This is a genomic window from Streptantibioticus cattleyicolor NRRL 8057 = DSM 46488, assembly GCF_000240165.1.
GTDB lineage: Bacteria > Actinomycetota > Actinomycetes > Streptomycetales > Streptomycetaceae > Streptantibioticus > Streptantibioticus cattleyicolor.
On sequence record NC_017585.1, the window covers coordinates 790,798 to 805,519 of the forward strand.

11 protein-coding genes and 1 pseudogene are annotated in these 14,722 nt (G+C 68.0%); 4 read left to right on the top strand and 8 right to left on the bottom strand.

Annotation, left to right across the window (positions count from 1 at the left end; translation table 11 throughout):
• Positions 1-54: 54 nt before the first annotated feature.
• The 3 genes from SCATT_RS31175 to SCATT_RS31185 all read right to left on the bottom strand — a co-directional run bounded on the left by SCATT_RS31175 (position 55) and on the right by SCATT_RS31185 (position 3,218).
• Entirely contained in the window at positions 55-528 is a 474-nt protein-coding gene (locus tag SCATT_RS31175) for a hypothetical protein (RefSeq protein WP_014151393.1), read from the bottom strand.
• Positions 529-1,017: 489 nt separating this feature from the next.
• Entirely contained in the window at positions 1,018-2,007 is a 990-nt protein-coding gene (locus SCATT_RS31180) for a hypothetical protein (protein WP_158693800.1), read from the bottom strand.
• Positions 2,008-2,336: 329 nt separating this feature from the next.
• The gene (locus SCATT_RS31185; RefSeq protein WP_041823663.1) at positions 2,337-3,218 is read right to left on the bottom strand and encodes a ParA family protein; all 882 of its coding nucleotides are present in this window, start codon (positions 3,216-3,218) and stop codon (positions 2,337-2,339) included.
• A gap of 1,688 nt (positions 3,219-4,906) precedes the next feature.
• Between SCATT_RS31185 and SCATT_RS39950 the strand changes: the two genes are divergently transcribed.
• Entirely contained in the window at positions 4,907-5,218 is a 312-nt protein-coding gene (locus SCATT_RS39950) for a transposase (RefSeq protein ID WP_014142134.1), read from the top strand.
• Positions 5,143-5,997: pseudogene (locus SCATT_RS31195) on the top strand (IS3 family transposase); the annotation flags it as partial. The gene SCATT_RS39950 and the pseudogene SCATT_RS31195, both read left to right, overlap by 76 nt.
• Here the strand turns inward: SCATT_RS31195 and SCATT_RS37205 are convergent.
• The gene (locus tag SCATT_RS37205) at positions 5,915-7,318 is read right to left on the bottom strand and encodes an MFS transporter (protein WP_014151387.1); all 1,404 of its coding nucleotides are present in this window, start codon (positions 7,316-7,318) and stop codon (positions 5,915-5,917) included. The pseudogene SCATT_RS31195 and the gene SCATT_RS37205 overlap by 83 nt on opposite strands.
• A 98-nt stretch (positions 7,319-7,416) precedes the next feature.
• On the opposite strand from SCATT_RS37205, the gene SCATT_RS31200 reads away from it, so the two are divergent.
• Positions 7,417-7,953, top strand: a complete 537-nt coding sequence (locus SCATT_RS31200) for an ArsR/SmtB family transcription factor (RefSeq protein WP_014151386.1) — start codon at positions 7,417-7,419, stop codon at positions 7,951-7,953.
• 296 nt (positions 7,954-8,249) lie between these two features.
• On the opposite strand, the gene SCATT_RS31205 is transcribed toward SCATT_RS31200, so the two are convergent.
• Entirely contained in the window at positions 8,250-9,440 is a 1,191-nt protein-coding gene (locus tag SCATT_RS31205) for a ParB/RepB/Spo0J family partition protein (protein ID WP_014151385.1), read from the bottom strand.
• Positions 9,437-10,153: a ParA family protein gene (locus SCATT_RS31210; RefSeq protein ID WP_014151384.1), complete on the bottom strand. Its 717-nt coding sequence runs from the start codon at positions 10,151-10,153 to the stop codon at positions 9,437-9,439. The genes SCATT_RS31205 and SCATT_RS31210 overlap by 4 nt, the downstream gene beginning before the upstream one ends.
• A 1,536-nt stretch (positions 10,154-11,689) precedes the next feature.
• Between SCATT_RS31210 and SCATT_RS38735 the strand changes: the two genes are divergently transcribed.
• Positions 11,690-11,827, top strand: a complete 138-nt coding sequence (locus tag SCATT_RS38735) for a hypothetical protein (RefSeq protein ID WP_014626886.1) — start codon at positions 11,690-11,692, stop codon at positions 11,825-11,827.
• 6 nt (positions 11,828-11,833) lie between these two features.
• Here the strand turns inward: SCATT_RS38735 and SCATT_RS31215 are convergent, their stop codons facing one another.
• On the bottom strand, positions 11,834-12,844 hold the full coding sequence (locus tag SCATT_RS31215; protein WP_014151379.1) for an aldo/keto reductase: 1,011 nt from the start codon (positions 12,842-12,844) through the stop codon (positions 11,834-11,836).
• A gap of 214 nt (positions 12,845-13,058) precedes the next feature.
• On the bottom strand, positions 13,059-14,666 hold the full coding sequence (locus SCATT_RS31220; protein WP_239013427.1) for an IS1182 family transposase: 1,608 nt from the start codon (positions 14,664-14,666) through the stop codon (positions 13,059-13,061).
• Between the last annotated feature and the right edge of the window lie 56 nt (positions 14,667-14,722).

Consider the following 14,722-nt stretch of genomic DNA (forward strand, 5'->3'; position numbering starts at 1 on the left):
CTGGACCAGCCGCCCCGCGGGCGTGACCCGTCCGATCGGTGAGCACCTGCCCGGTCAGGCCGCAGACTTGGGGTTCTGCGGACGACGGCGGCGGTGCTTGAGATTCGCTATGGCGTCCGGAAGCTCGGAGACCCACAACCCGACCGGGATCCTGAAGGCCACCCGTCCACCGAGGTGCTCCAGATCGAAGGCGGCCCGCTTCGCCGGGGTGGTGACCAGGTGGACGGAGTCCTCCAGCACCCACAGCGCCGTGTCCGGCGTGGTGTTGGGGTCCGAGGCCGCCTCCCGGGCGGCCTCCACCGCGCTGGACTGCCACAGCTCCAGCTCCTGGCGTGCGCTGCGCGGCCGGCGTACCCCGGGCCAGACGATCTGGGACACGAACGCATAGACGCGCAGCGCCACCACGGAGTCCTCGAAATGCGGCTCGTAGAGGACGCCCTGGTCGCGCGCCTTCCAAGCCCACGACTCGCTCAGACCGGCCGCGATGGCGACGGCGCTGGTGCTGAGTTGATTGCTGGTCAGCGACATGGTTTCGCATCTCCGATGAGCAAGGTGTCGATCGTGATGCACACCATAGCGCAAATTGGCCGAGCGTTTCTTGGGTCACTAGACGTTCGGCGTGTCATTTCCGCCGCAACGTTTCTGCGAACGCCCGATTTCTAGGGGTTGTTGACGCGAAGTTCGTGCCTTCGTTAGGTCGCACGCTCTAGTGTCGCAGAGATCGTGAGATCGCTCGAATGCTCGTCAGTTTGTGTGCGTGTTCGTGCTGGTGTTGGTTCTAGCGTTGCAACAACCGTTGTAGTTGGTGTTGTAGTAAGCGTTGCAGATGGCGTTGTATGGAACGTTGTAGAGGGCGTTGCAGCCGTTCTGTCATAGAGGGGTCATGAAAAACGGGTGGGGCGGGTGGTTCCGGCGTCGATGTGCCGGAACCACCCGCCCCACCCGTGGAAGGACGACAACTCCCCCGGTGATCGAGGGGAGGGATCCCCCGGTGGCTTCAGGGGAGGAGGACGGGGGTCAGGTGCCCGTACCGGGCCCCGCCTTGCGGACGCGTTGCGGTCGCTGGAGCGGACCCTCCTCGTCCATCGCCTGGAGGAAGCGTTCGATGACGGCCGAGACCACAGAGGTGCCCCGCCGCCCGAACCCGGCTTCCTGCAAAGCCAGGTTGAGACTGGAGATGAAGGCGAGCACCTGCTCCCCCACCCGGTACGTCGACGGCTGGGTCCGTTCCAGGTCCCACATCCGGTCGTCCTCGAAGGCCCGCGCCATGGCGATCTGCTCTTCGATGTCCTCCGGCACGTGACGCAGCGCGGCATCCACGTAATGCCCCAGCGCCAGCCCGGAGTTGCCGGTGGTACGGCGATCCGCGTTCACCCGGTTCTTCAGCGCGGCCAGGACGTCCGGCGCGATCCGGAAGCCGTACCCCTGCCAACGCGTCGGATGCATCTTGGCGTCCGCGTAACTGGCGAACACCGCGGCATGGGCCCAGGACTGCCCCGGCCCACCACGGCCGGCGCCGCCGGAACCACTCCTGGCGGACGGACTCGGCGCGACGGAGTGGGAGGGCGCGGATGCCGAAGCCGTCGGCGCGGCCGTGCCGGGGACGGAATCGTCCCGGCGGGGTGCCGGTGCCGAGGCACCGTTGCGCTTGGCGGACTCCTTCGGACCGGTGTCCTTGCTCAGGTGCTTCGCGTTGGTGGACGTGTCGGTGTCGGTGTCGGTGTCGGTGTCCGCGTGGTCCGCGGTGTCGGCCGTGACGTTGTTCCGCTGAGCCGGTTCCGCGGTATCGGTCCGGGGCCTGCGCGGACGCGGCGCCGTCGTGGCACCGGGTGCGGGTACGCCGAGGCGGGCCGCCGGGTTCGGTGCTGCGGAGGCGGGCGCGGCCTGCGACAAGGGCGCGTCGTCGTACGTCGGCGGAGGCTGCGACGCGGGTACCGGTCTCGCCGCGGTGGCGGGGGGCGGCACAGGGGCGTCGTGCTCGTCGGCGGGGACGACGGTGTCGGACACGGGGTTCGGCCTGGGCGTGACCGGCGCGGGTGACTCGGGCGCCGGGACCTGGCTTTCGTCACCCGGGATCGTCGTGGCATCGGTCGTCGGCCCGGTGGGGACCGGCGCTGACGGCGGCGGCCCCGCGGGGTCGTCGGCGACCGGCCGCGGAGCGGTGGGTACGGTGCCACCGCCGCCGAGGAACGAACGGCTGGCCACGTCATCGGCACCGGCGATGAGACCCTGTACGAGAGCGGAGCCGGTGGGTTTGAAGTGGTTGGGGGCTCGCTTCTTCGCCTTGCCGGTCGCCTTGCCGCCCTGCCGTGAGCTGGACGGAGAGGACTTGTCGGTCACCGGAGGCCCTCACCGTCGATACGGTCCGGCGTCTCCCACTTCTGCGGAGGCTGCTCCATACGCCCGAGGATCTGCCACATCAGCTCGCCGTACATCTTGCCCGGAGGGTGGCTGGCGAAGCGGAGCACCGAGGGAACCCCGTGCGCGAACGAGTCGCTGATGCGCTCGTCACGGCGGATGTCGGTGAGGAAGGGCGCCAGCTTGGCGTCGAGCATGCCGTTGCGGATGTTGACCTCTTGGGCCTTCCACTTCGACGGCGGGTTGGAACGGTTGAGCACGGCCCCCAGGTACTGCGGGTCGCACTCGCCCCCCGTACGGTCCTTCACATAGCTGACCGTGCCTCGGGTGGCCACGGCGCCCTTGAGCGCGGGGTATTCGGGCACACAGACGGTGATCACATAGTCGCCGGCGGCGAGGGCGGTGGCGGAGAGGGAGGAGACCGCGGGCGGAGTGTCGATGAGGACGTAGTCGAAGTGGTCCTGGAGTTCAAGGAGCATGCGCCGCAGGACCGGGGTCGACTGATACCCCTTCTTATGGATGAGGTCCTGCGCGGCCGTCATCGTCGATTCCTCGGAAGCCAGCAGGTGGAGGGTGCCCGCGTCCTCCCAATCGGCGAGGAGATCGCTGCGGTCGTACCAGATGCTCTCCAGCGGCATCCGCATCCCCTGGAGACGAGCCTGGAGAACCCAGCCCAAAGAGCGGGCGAGCTGGTCCTCTCCTGCTAGGTTGACCCCGAGCGCCGTGCCCGCTTGTGCCTGGGGATCCAGGTCGACAACGAGGACGCGCGCTCCCCCGAGGGTCAGCGCGGCAGCTAGGTTGACCGTGGTGCTGGTCTTGCCGACCCCTCCCTTCTGCGTTGCGACCGCGATGACTCTCATCGCCTGTTCGCCCCTCTCCACTCAAGTCAGTTGCCAGCGCGAAGCGCGTGTCACCAGGGCATGAACCAGGGCAATTCCCCGAGCCAAGCCGGAGGAAACGGGCCGTTTGGCCGCTTCGTCCTCTCTCGGCGCCGCGGAACCTTCCCCTCCACACTCTAGTGACACGGGATCTTCGCGCATGACCATAACAGGGTTGACGCCGGCGGGAGGCAAGACGCGCGGCATTGCGACACGCGAACCGAGCTGACTCTCCCCCAGCCCGCCCCCGGGTCTTTGTCAGGAGGGGGTGCGCGCGGGCGTGGCTTGGTTGCTTGGGAGGAGGGTTGGCGGGGCGGGCTGGTGGGTGGGGTCGTGGGTTCGTGGGTCGTGGGTTAGTGGGGTCATGGGTTGGGTTCGGTTGGTTTGGGCGGGTGTGAGGGGTGGATGCGTGGGTGGGTGTGCTGAGTGGGGGTGCGCGTCCGGCGCCTTTGGTGAGGCCAATGTCGTTGTGGGTGCGGCTGGGGTGAGTGCTGGCGGGGCGGAGTGGTCGGAGGGGCCGGCTTCGATCCGGGTTGCGGTCGGGCGGATGGGGTGGGTGGTTCGAAGTGAGGTCTGGCTGAGGCGCGGGGGCGACGGTGAGCGCGGGGTGGGTTCGCTGATGGCGTGATCGAGGGTTGGGTGGTCCGATCGTGTGCGCGGTGGTGCGGTGGTGCGGTGGTGCGGTGGTGCGGTGGTCCGTGGGTGGGTTCGGCGGTTGGACCGGGGGTGGGTTCGGACGTGGGTGGGTGCGTTGGATCGGTGGGTGGAGTGTGGGTGGGTGCGTGAGCGCGTGGGTGTGTTGGACCGGTGGTTCGGCGGTTCGGCGGTTCGATCGTGGGTTGGTGAGTTGGGGTGTGAGTTTGCGGGTTGGTGGGTGTGCGGGGTTGTTCGTTCGGTGGTTTGGGCGTTCGCGGGTGGGATGGTGTGTGGGTGCGTTGGACGGATCGTTCGTGTGGTGGGTAGTGCGTTGGTTCGGTGGTGCGTGTGTTGGCTGGAGTGTGGGTTAGCGCGAGCGATCGTTAGTTGGTTCGTTTGTTTGCGGGAGCGTAAGTGAGAGTGTTGGTTTTGTTGTTTGGTGTGGCGTAAGTTTCGTCGTTCGTTGCAGCGTTGCAGGTTACGTAGTTGTAGTCGTAGCTCATTGCGTTGTATTGGTCGTTGTGCTTTCCGTTGCTATTTACGTTGCAGCCATCGTTGTGTCTCTCGTTGCAGGCGCGGAGGCTCGGCGGCCGTCCTGTTGTTGTAGCTTTCGTTGCATCCATCGTTGCAGCGATTAATGCTGGGCTGTCGGCGCGGAGCGTGCGGTGCTGTGTTGGGCGGTCGGGCCGCTCCAGGTTTGTAGCTGGCAGAGGCTCATCGTTGTACCCTTCGTTGCAGCGAGTGTTGTATGCCCAGGTCAACACGGTTTCGCCGTTCAGGTCGGCTCTTGAGATTGACGTGAAGGGGTTGTCGGCCGTCGGAGGGCGCTCAGGACGGGCGCGTTCCACGGCTTGCCTCAGTGCGGATGTCCTGACGCCCGTCGCATGCCGTCGTTGCCGGCTGGTGGTTGAGCGGGGGTAGGGACGTTGCCCGAAGAGGCTCGCCGCGGTGCACCCTGAGTTCTGAGCTGCACTGATCTTCGTGGAGTCCTTGAAGCCTGGGTTACGATCCAGGCGTAAGGAGAACCACCTGCAGTGCCAGCACCACGTAAGTACCCCGATGAACTCCGCGAGCGCGCCGTCCGCGAGGTCCGCTCGACCGGCCGCCCAGTGACGCATGTCGCCCGCGACCTCGGCATCCACAAGGAGGCCCTGCGGTCATGGGTTCGCCAGGCCGAGGCCGACGCCGGCGAGCGCGACGACCGCCTGACCAGCTCCGAGCTGGAGGAGCTGAAGCAACTCCGGAAAGAGAATGCCGAGTTGAGGCGGGCCAACGAGATTCTCAAGGCCGCCAGCGTGTTTTTTGCCCAGGAGATCGACCGTCCCCGGACGAGGCCGAGCAGGTGATCGACCACCTGCGAGACAAGGGCCTCGGGGTCGATCCCGTCTGCCGGGTGCTGGGCTTGTCTCCCTCGACGTACTTCGCGCGCAAGACGCGACCGAAGTCCGCCCGCCGGTTGCGTGATGAAGAGCTGATTCCGCTGGTCACAGCCGCGTGGGAGGACTCCGGCCGCACCTACGGCGCCCGCCGGGTCACCCGCGCGCTGGTCCGCGCCGGCCACGCGGTGGCCCGCTGCACGGTCGAGCGGCTGATGCGGGAGCTCGGGATCGAGGGCGTCATCCGCGGGCAACGTCGTCGCACCACGGTCCCCGAGCCGACCGCGCCGCGTCCGCCGGATCTGGTCAACCGGCGGTTCACCGCCGAGCGGCCGAACCAGCTGTGGTTGGCGGACCTGACCTACATCCGCACGTGGTCGGGCTGGGTCTACGTGGCGTTCGTCCTGGACGCGTACTCCCGCCGGATCGTGGGCTGGCAGGCCGCCACCCACATGCGCACGGACCTGCCGCTGGACGCACTGGAGATGGCGCTGTGGCGGCAGCAGATCAAGAAGGACGCCGGCCTCATTCATCACAGCGACCGCGGGTCGCAATACGTGTCCATTCGCTATACGGAGCGATTGGCCGAGGCCGGCGCCTCCGCGTCCGTGGGCTCCGTCGCCGATTCGTACGACAACGCGATGGCCGAGGCCTTGAATGGCACATTCAAGGCCGAACTGATCGAGCATCAGGGCCCGTGGCGGGACTTCGACGAAGTCGAGCGGGCCGTCTTCCAGTGGGTCGCGTGGTACAACGGTGAACGACTCCACTCCGCCCTCGGCTACCTGCCACCCGACGAGTACGAACAGGCGTACTGGGCGAGACCGGAGCAAGTCCCACAGACCGCTTGATCACACGATCGCGGACTCTACGAAAGTCGGGGCAGCTCATTCTGGCCAGGAAGACAGTGGCGGCCAGGGCGAGGACGCCGGCCACGCAGAGCTGTACTCGGTAGTCGAGGAGCGCGACCATGCCTGTCCCCAACAGCAGGGCGAGGCCGGTCGGGGCGAACATGAGGGTGTTGGCAGTGGCCGTGACCCGGCCCAGGAGTTCGTTGGGCGTTTGCCGTTGCAGCGCGGTCACCGATGCGACGAGGGGGCAGGGAAGTCCCAGCCCTATGGCTACGTGTCCGATGAGGACCACTGGCAGCCACGGTGTCGTGCGGGCCAGGATGCCGATGGCGAAGACGGACAGGCCCGCTGCGGCGAAGACCCGCTCGGGTATGCGCCGGAGGAACGCTCCTGCGGCGATCCCGATGAGAACGGAACCGAGCCCTTGCGCCCACAACAGCGCTCCGGCAAACGTTGGCGGGCGGTGCAACCCGGTGTCCAGGAGCGCGAACGTCGCCGTGCTGCTGAGGCTGGAGGCCGCCATCGCCGTTCCGCCCGCGACCACCAGCTTCCGTAGGAGGCGTTGACGCCACAGAAAGCGACCTCCCGCGACGGCGTCCTTTCGCCACGATCCGTTCTGGCGAAGCTTCGGGGCCGGCTCCCGCCTTCGTACCCGGACGCATACGAACGCCGCCGCGGCGAAGAGGAAGGTGATGGAGTCCAGCAGCGCGACGGCGGAGCCGCCCAGCGCGCTGAAGAGTCCGGCCCCGGCCAGCGGGGCCAGGAGCTTCATGCTCTCCACTGCGGTACGCACCAAGCCGTTGAGGTCACCTCGCAGCTCGTCGGGGACAGCGGAGGTCATAAGTGCCGTCTCGGCCGACTCGGTAAGTACGGCACCTGTACCCACCAAGATCAGTACGGCGAAGAGCAACCAGATCTGCCGGCTCGAGTGAAGCACCAACGGTGTGGTCAGCGCGGCGGCCAGGGCCAGATTGGTGCCGACGAGCAATCGCCGTCGTGGAAACCGGTCCGCCACCGCACCGATCAACGGCCCGGTCAGCGTGGGAAACCAGACGCAGAAGCCGGTGAAGGCGGCCAGACTGTCGGAGCCGCTGAGCGCCTTCACCCAGATTCCGGCGGCCAACGACATCGCCGAGTCGCCGAATCCGGAGACCACCACCCCGCCCAAGTAGAACGCCGCATCGCGGTTTCGCAAGACCCGCACCACGCCCCAGGCCATCCCCTCACCACCCCCTTCGCGGTGGCGTCACACTACCTCCAACGATTTGCTTGGAGGTAGCCCTCCCGCTCGACCACGTCATGCGCTTAACTGACGCCGTGAGCGACACCGACCCCGTACTCCGAGCCCTCGCCCACCCTCTGCGGCTGCGCATGCTGACCCTCCTGTGGCCAGGGCCGATGTCCGCCGCCGAACTCGCACGCGAACTCGACATCTCCCACGCGCTGGCCAGCCAGCATCTACGGCGACTCGACGCGGTCGGCCTGGTCGAACTCGTCGAGGAACGGATGCGGCGGGGCGGACGGGAGCGCCGCTACCGAACCGTTCACGGCTCGCCACTCTCCGACCAGACCGAGGGCGCGCCGCTACTGGCCGAGACCCTCGCCCACACCCTGCGCCAACGTGCCGCCCGCCGCGCCCCGCACAGCGCCGGCGTCACCGTCGACGCCGAACTCTGGCTCGACCCCGAGACCTGGGACGCCGCACGGCAACGCCTCGCCGACCTCGCCGCCGACCTCCACGAAGCCGCGCGCCCGCCTCGTACACCGGGGACGGTACCGATCGGCCTGAGCATGATGGCGTTCCGGATGCGGGACGAACCGTCCGAGACGCGGAGCGAAGCAGAGCTGACATGACGGAAGGCGGGATCCGGCATGGCGGAGAGCTGGTCCCGGTACGACGGAATGTCGGTCCCGACGTGACGGAGGTCCGTTCCGGCACGACGAGGGATGGGCCCCGGCATGACGGAGGGTCGCTTCCGGCACCCGACGAAAGCCGGGCCTCAGCATGACGAAACGTCCCGGCATGACGAGGGATCCCCGGCATGACAAGGGTCCCGGCACGACGAAGGGCGGGACGCCAACCCACTGGCATCCCGCCCCACCACTCACGGCCAACCCATAACCCGGTTATGGCCCGACCGCCTGCACCCCTATTCGTCCAACGCGTCGATCAGCGCCTCTGCCAACGCCTGCGACTCCTCACGATCCAGCACCTCCAGGATCGCCTTGGCGAACGCCGGGATGTCATGCCAATCGGCCATGGTCAGCGCCGCCCCCCGCCGCTCGCGCTGCGCCGGCACCTCTGCCGCCACGTCGTCGTACGGCTCACCTTGCTCGTCCTCGCCGCACTGCTCGAACTCCTCGGCCCTTGGCGACTGCGCCGCCGTCCCCGTGGCCGCGCCGGAATCCGCCCACTCCCCGACACTCGCCGACGACCTCATGACGCCCTCACTCATAACCGGGTTATAGGTCGCCGAGTCGTCCTGCCCCATAACCGGGTTATAAATCGGGGCTTCTCCGTGGGTCCCCTGCGTTCCCGGTCGCTGCTGAACGGAACGGTAAGCGGCCAGCGTCGCCATGGCCATGTCGCTGCTATGCGCATGCTCGTCCTCGGGAACCGAGGGGGCAACAGCCAGCGCGGGCGTCACGGGCTCCGGGGGCGTCGGCGGTTCCAGGCTGCGCTGGTACGCGTCGACCTGGTCCTCGGTCGGCATGCGGGCGAAGGCGCGAGCGTCCTTCACCCCGAGTACGCCGGTGACGACGAGTTCCTGAAGCTCCGGTACGAGCTTGCGCAGCAGGAGCATCTGGGAGATGTACGGCTGCGTGCGGCCGATCGCCTTGGCGACCTTCGCCTGCGACAGGCCCTTGCCGATCGGCGGCTTCTCCGTCAGCCGGTACAGCGCTTCGGCCTGCTGGATGGGGTTGAGATTCTGCCGCAGCCCGTTCTCGGCGAGAGCCCAGAGCAGCGGATCACGTGCGCCGGCGTCATCGATGAACCCCGGCACGTCCGTCCGCTTGGCGATCCTCGCCGCGTGGACCCGGCGGTGGCCGGCGAGCAGAACGTACTTGGCGTCGGCGATGACGGCCCGGTGCTCGGGGTGGTGCCTCAGAAACGCTTCCGCGTTGCATACGGAGATCGGGCTCGTCACGCCGATCTCCGAAATGCTCTCGACGAGGCTGCGGAACTCATCGTCGCTCTCGTCGATCTCGCCGCGCGGGTTCTCCGGATTGTCGGTGATCTCGGCGAGGGGAAGGTGGACGTCGGACTTGGGCGGCGCTTCGGTCGCCTCCTCCAGCGGCTCGCCGTCGAGCATGTCGGCGAGATTGACGCGGCGGCTCACTGCGAAGCTCCGTTCAGCGCGATCTCCAGCGCCAGCTTGTCGAAGTCCTGGCGTCCCTGCAGCGCGACCCGGTTGGCCGGGTACTGGGTGACGACGACACCCTCGGCGGACGCCCGGGCATGCAGCTTGTAGTGGCGGATCACCGTACGGGCCAGGTGACCGCAGCTCTTCTCCACGAACTCCTGCGTCTGCTTCAGGTCCACGTCCCCGTCGCGCGGATCCCAGTTGTTGATGACCACGGTGTACGGCAACTTCCGCGGTTCGACCACCCGCTTGATGGTCCGCAGGGTCGGCTTGAAGCCGAGAGGCTCGGGCTCGATCGGCAGGATCACGGAGTCCGCGTTGTCGAGCACGGCCCGCAGGATCTCCGCGGCCCTGCCGTCCCCGAGCGGATCCGCTGACGAGTCGTCCTCTGACAGGTCCAGCCAACCCGGGGTGTCCACGAAGATGTGACGCACCCCCTTGACCTTGCTCAGCCGATTCAGACCGTCGAGGTCCTTGTGGGCCTGAGTGAAGAGGAACGGGAGTTCATCGCCCACGCGATCGGCCCACCAGGAGGTGGAGCCCTGCGGGTCGACCGAGACGGCGAGGACCGACGGGGTGCCGTCCGGCTGGGTGCCGATTGCTTCGGCGGTCACGGCGGCGAGATTCACGGTCAGCGTGGACTTGCCCACGCCGCCCTTCTGGTTCAGGACAACATGCACGTGTGCCATGGGTTCCGTCTACTTCCCAATGGTGCTGGTACTTCGGACGCACACAGCATTCCAGATGATCGCTTCTGACCTGGAATCGCCTCGCTGTCATATGCCGTGACCCATAACCCGGTTATGGGTGGGAGGTGCGTCGCGTACCTGGCGGTTGCCTTCGGGGGTCGGGTTGTGGCCGGTGGCTCCGTGCGTGTCTGGCGGCGTGTTCGCGTTGGCTGCCGCGGTGTTCGGGGGCGCCTCGTGGGGGAGGGGGCGGGGTGCGCCCATGCAGGTCTTGAGGCGAAGTTACCTGCTGCGGCGTCGTCGCGTCCGATCGCGGACGTCTGTCGATGTGCTTGCGGCTGTCTGCTCCGCCGCTCCGCTTGCGGTGGGTGGTGACCGTCGCGGTGGTTGAGGAACATAGACGGGGCGTGCTGGCAACGTGGTGTGGTGGTGTGCGGTGTGGGTGGTCGGCGAGAGCTGGGCAGTGGGTGCCGTGTGTGCTGCCGCTGCTGCGTGGTGCGTGCCGCAGGTACACGCTTCGTACAGCGGACCGCGTACCGGGTGCTGTCCTCCGCATTTCCGCCGCTTTCCTGGCAACCAAGCTGCTGACGTTTCAGGCTGAGTCGGGCGGGGCCCGTTGAGGAGGGGCGGGCCGGGTAACCAGCCCGGGCCGTGGACACCTGACGCCCGTGCCGCCGGTCGACGAGTCGGCCGACGGCCGAGGTGGCGGCGGCTCCGGTGGCTCAGTGGCTGACTTGGTACGACCGGCGCGTCGAGTACGGCTTCCTGATCACTGTGCTCACGATGCCTCCGCATCGGTGTCGGTAGGGTCGTTGCTCGTGGCGGGTGAGGCCTTCGGCGAGTGATGCTGAGGGGAGGCGGGAGCTAGTGAACTGGTCAGTGGACCCTGGGAGGAACTGTCGAGGGCGGAGGGATGGAACTGGGGGAGGACACGGGGGCGATGGGGACAATGAGTGAGGGTAGGGTCGGCCGGGGGTCGGCCATAACCCGGTTATAGGTAGCCGGGGAACAGGTTGGCCGCCGAGGTGGCGCCGGAGGTCGCCTGGCCGACCAGTGCGGTCAGCGGTGGTGGGTACGAGAGTTCGGATGGTTCCGGGGGCTGAGGGCGGGGCGGTGGATATAACCGGGTTATGGCTCGGTGAGCGCGTTGTGGTTGGGAGATCGCGTTCTTGCGTGGCGACTCGTTGCGGAGGACAGGCCATGCCGGGTGAAGGGGCTGTCCACTCGTGTGCGATGACCTTGCCTCAGTCCGGCGTGATGCGGCTGGCGTCACTACGCACGGCTCAGGGAGTTGAGGCGATCAGGATGCTCTGCGAGCGATCTGTAGGAGCGCGTCGAAGCGGAGGCCACCGAGGCTGTCGGCGCCGTCCCGGGTGAATGCTGTCAACAGCACACGGCGTGGCGCAACGGCCACGGCGAGCGCCTGTCGACCACCAAGGCCGACGACCTGGACCTGGAGATGTTCCACGCCGTGATCACGACGCGCTACTTCGGTGCTCACGGGCACGTTCCGCTGTGCGTGGCCCTGCGTCGGCCGCAGTGGCGGGCATCCTGCTCACCGCGCTGGCGGGCAGCGCGCGGATCACGCAGTTGCACGCGACCGCCCGCAAGCACCGCCGGGCCGACCCCAGGGCTGTGAACGCCGAAGCCAAGGACTCGTCGAAGGCCCGGCGGTAGCCCGGACTACCGGGAGCTCGCCACAGGGTGCGACTTGTAGAAGGACTCCTCCAGGTAGGCGGCCTCGTGCGGCTGGTAGGGCTCCTCCAGGTAGGCGGCCTCGTCCTCGTCGAGTTCGACATCTACCGCGGCGACCGCGTCGGCCAGCTGGGCCGGCTTGGTGACCCCGACGATGGGCGAAGTCACCACCGGGTTGCGCATGACCCAGGCGAGGGCGACCTGGGCCGGGGACAGACCCCGCTTGCCCGCGATCTCGTGGACGCGCTCGGCCACTGCCTGGTCCCCGTCGCGGTAGAGGATTTCGCTGCCCTTGTCGGTCTCGGCACGCGCCGTGGCGGTGTCCCGGGCCCGCGTCAGCCTGCCCCGCGCCAGCGGGCTCCACGGGATCACGCCGATGCCCTGGTCGACGCAGAGCGGGAGCATCTCCCGCTCTGCTTCTCGGTGGATGAGGTTGTAGTGGTCCTGCATCGACACGAACCGGGTCCAGCCGTTCAGGTCAGCCAGGTACAGGGCCTTGGCGAACTGCCAGGCGTACATGGAAGAGGCTCCGATGTAGCGGACCTTGCCGGATTTGACCGCGTCGTGCAGTGCCTCGAGGGTTTCCTCGATCGGGGTGTCGTAGTCCCAGCGGTGGATCTGGTACAGGTCGATGTAGTCGGTCCCCAGTCGCTTCAGGGAGGCGTCGAGCTCGGCGAAGATCGCCTTGCGGGACAGCCCGGCGCCGTTCGGGCCGGGGCGCATCCGCATCCAGACCTTGGTGGAGAGAACGACCTCCTCGCGCCGGGTGAAGTCCTTGACCGCCTGGCCGACGATCTCCTCGCTGCTTCCGGCGCTGTACCCATTGGCCGTGTCGAGGAAGTTGATGCCGCTCTCGAGGGCCTGCTTGATGATGACCCGGCTGGCGTCCGCGCCCAGCGACCAGGGCTCGCCGCCCCGGCCCGGCTCGCCGAAGCTCATGCAGCCGAGGGCGATGGCGGAGACTTCCAGCCCGGTCGTGCCGAGTTTGATGTATCGCATGCGTCCGAACCTAGGAGTTGACGTGCGCTCTAACGCAATACGTCTCACTCCGGGATTCGGAGGCGTGGGGCATGTGTGCCTTGTCAGGTTTCGATCGTTTCGGCCAGACGTACCGGAGAACCCAGTGGTAGCGAGTAACAAACTGTCCACTCTCGGCCGAGCGCGTGGGGGACTACTCAGCTTGACTCTGTCGGGGATCTTGGTTGCCGTCCTCTCAGCTGACGGCTCGCCAGGAACGTAGGCGCGGGATGCCTTGCTGGTCGAGGTGGTCCTGGAAGGCTGTCGGCGGTCGTGGGGGCGCGCTTTCGCCGGGGGCCTGCTTGCTGAGGCGTTCGACGTTGACGGCGATGGCGGTGAGTACGTGCTGTAGGTGTGCCTTGGCCTGCCCGCGGTAGCGGCAGTGGCGCATGCCATGGCCGTGGGCGAACTCGCAGATGGTGCCCTCGATTCCGGAGCGGACCGCATATCGCTTGTGCCAGGCCGGATCCTGCTGGTCGGCGCGGTTGCGCAACTGCAGTTCGAGCAGCTCGTGCGGAGGGAAGCCCACGGAGCGGTGGGCGTCGCGGGAACTGGTGCACTTGGCCCGGACCGGGCAGGGCTGGCACTGGCTCTTGGTGAAGCGGGCGATGATCAGTGGAGCGGCGGTCGGTGAGGAGGTCGGGTAGGGGCCGTGCCAGCCGGCGCTGACCTGGCCCTGCGGGCAGGTGACCTCCTTGCGGTCGAAGTCGATCCGGAAGTCGTCGCGGGCGAAGCCCTCGCCGCGGCGGTGCTGGCGGGTGGGGTTGCCCGGCAGTGGCCCGACGACGGTGACACGGTGTCCACGCTGGGCCTGTTCCAGGTGGGGCAGGGAGGTGTAGCCGCCGTCGACCAGATGCTCGTCGGGCAGCAGGCTCCGCCGCTCCAGCCGGCTGTGGATGCCGGGCAGGACCTCGGTGTCGGCGCTGGTCGCCGGCATAGTGGCCACGTCAGTGATCACATTGGGTCCGTCGTCGGAGCAGGTCTCGGTCACATGGGCGAGGAACCCCGTCCAGCGGGTGACCTGCCCGCGGCGTGCGTAGCGGGCCGTCGGGTCGTAGGGCGAGACGATCCGCTGGGCCGAGGGCGGCAGGCCGCTGGCGTCGTCATCGTCGCGCCAGCGCAGGCGCCCGACGGGGTCCCAGTAGTAGTTCTGCACCAGGATCTGCCGCAGGACCTGGACTTGGGGCCTGCCGAGCAGGGAGGGGTGGTTGCGGCCGAGGTGTTCGAGCAGGCGGCGGGCGTCGTCGCCGGTGGTGTTGATCCGGGTCTTGGGCCGGGTGGGGTTCTTGCCCAGGCGCACCGGTCGGCCGTAGCGGCGGCCCCAGTCCTCGCCGACCAGGCCGTCCAGCGCGTGGTCGGCGGTGCGGGCGAGTTCTTCCAGGGCCGCGCGCACGGCCTCGGTGACCAGTTCGAGGCGGGTCAGGTCGCGGACGGTGGCCAGGACGTGGGTGGAGTCCGTGCGCTGGGTGGTGCGCTCTCGGACCAGGCCAGCCCCTTTCAGTCGTGCCAGGGCGAGGTCGAGGAGGCGGTCCGCCCGGCCGTCCTGGAGCAGGCGGTCGCGGAAGTCGGTCAGCACGCTGTGGTGGAAGCCGGGGTCGTCCAGTTCGAGGCCAAGGGCGTATTTGAAGTCGATGCGGCAGCGCACGGCCTCGGCGGCATCGCGGTCGGACAGGCCCAGCACGAACTGCAGCACGCTCACCGTGGCCAACTGGGCCGGCGACAGCCCGGGCCTGCCGTCGCGCGGGTACCAGTCGGCGAAGTCCTCGTCCCGCCACAGGCCGTCGAGACGGTCACGCACCCACATCGCCGTCGTACCAACGGGGTTGCTGGCCCGCGCCATCCTCGCTGTCAAATCCGGGA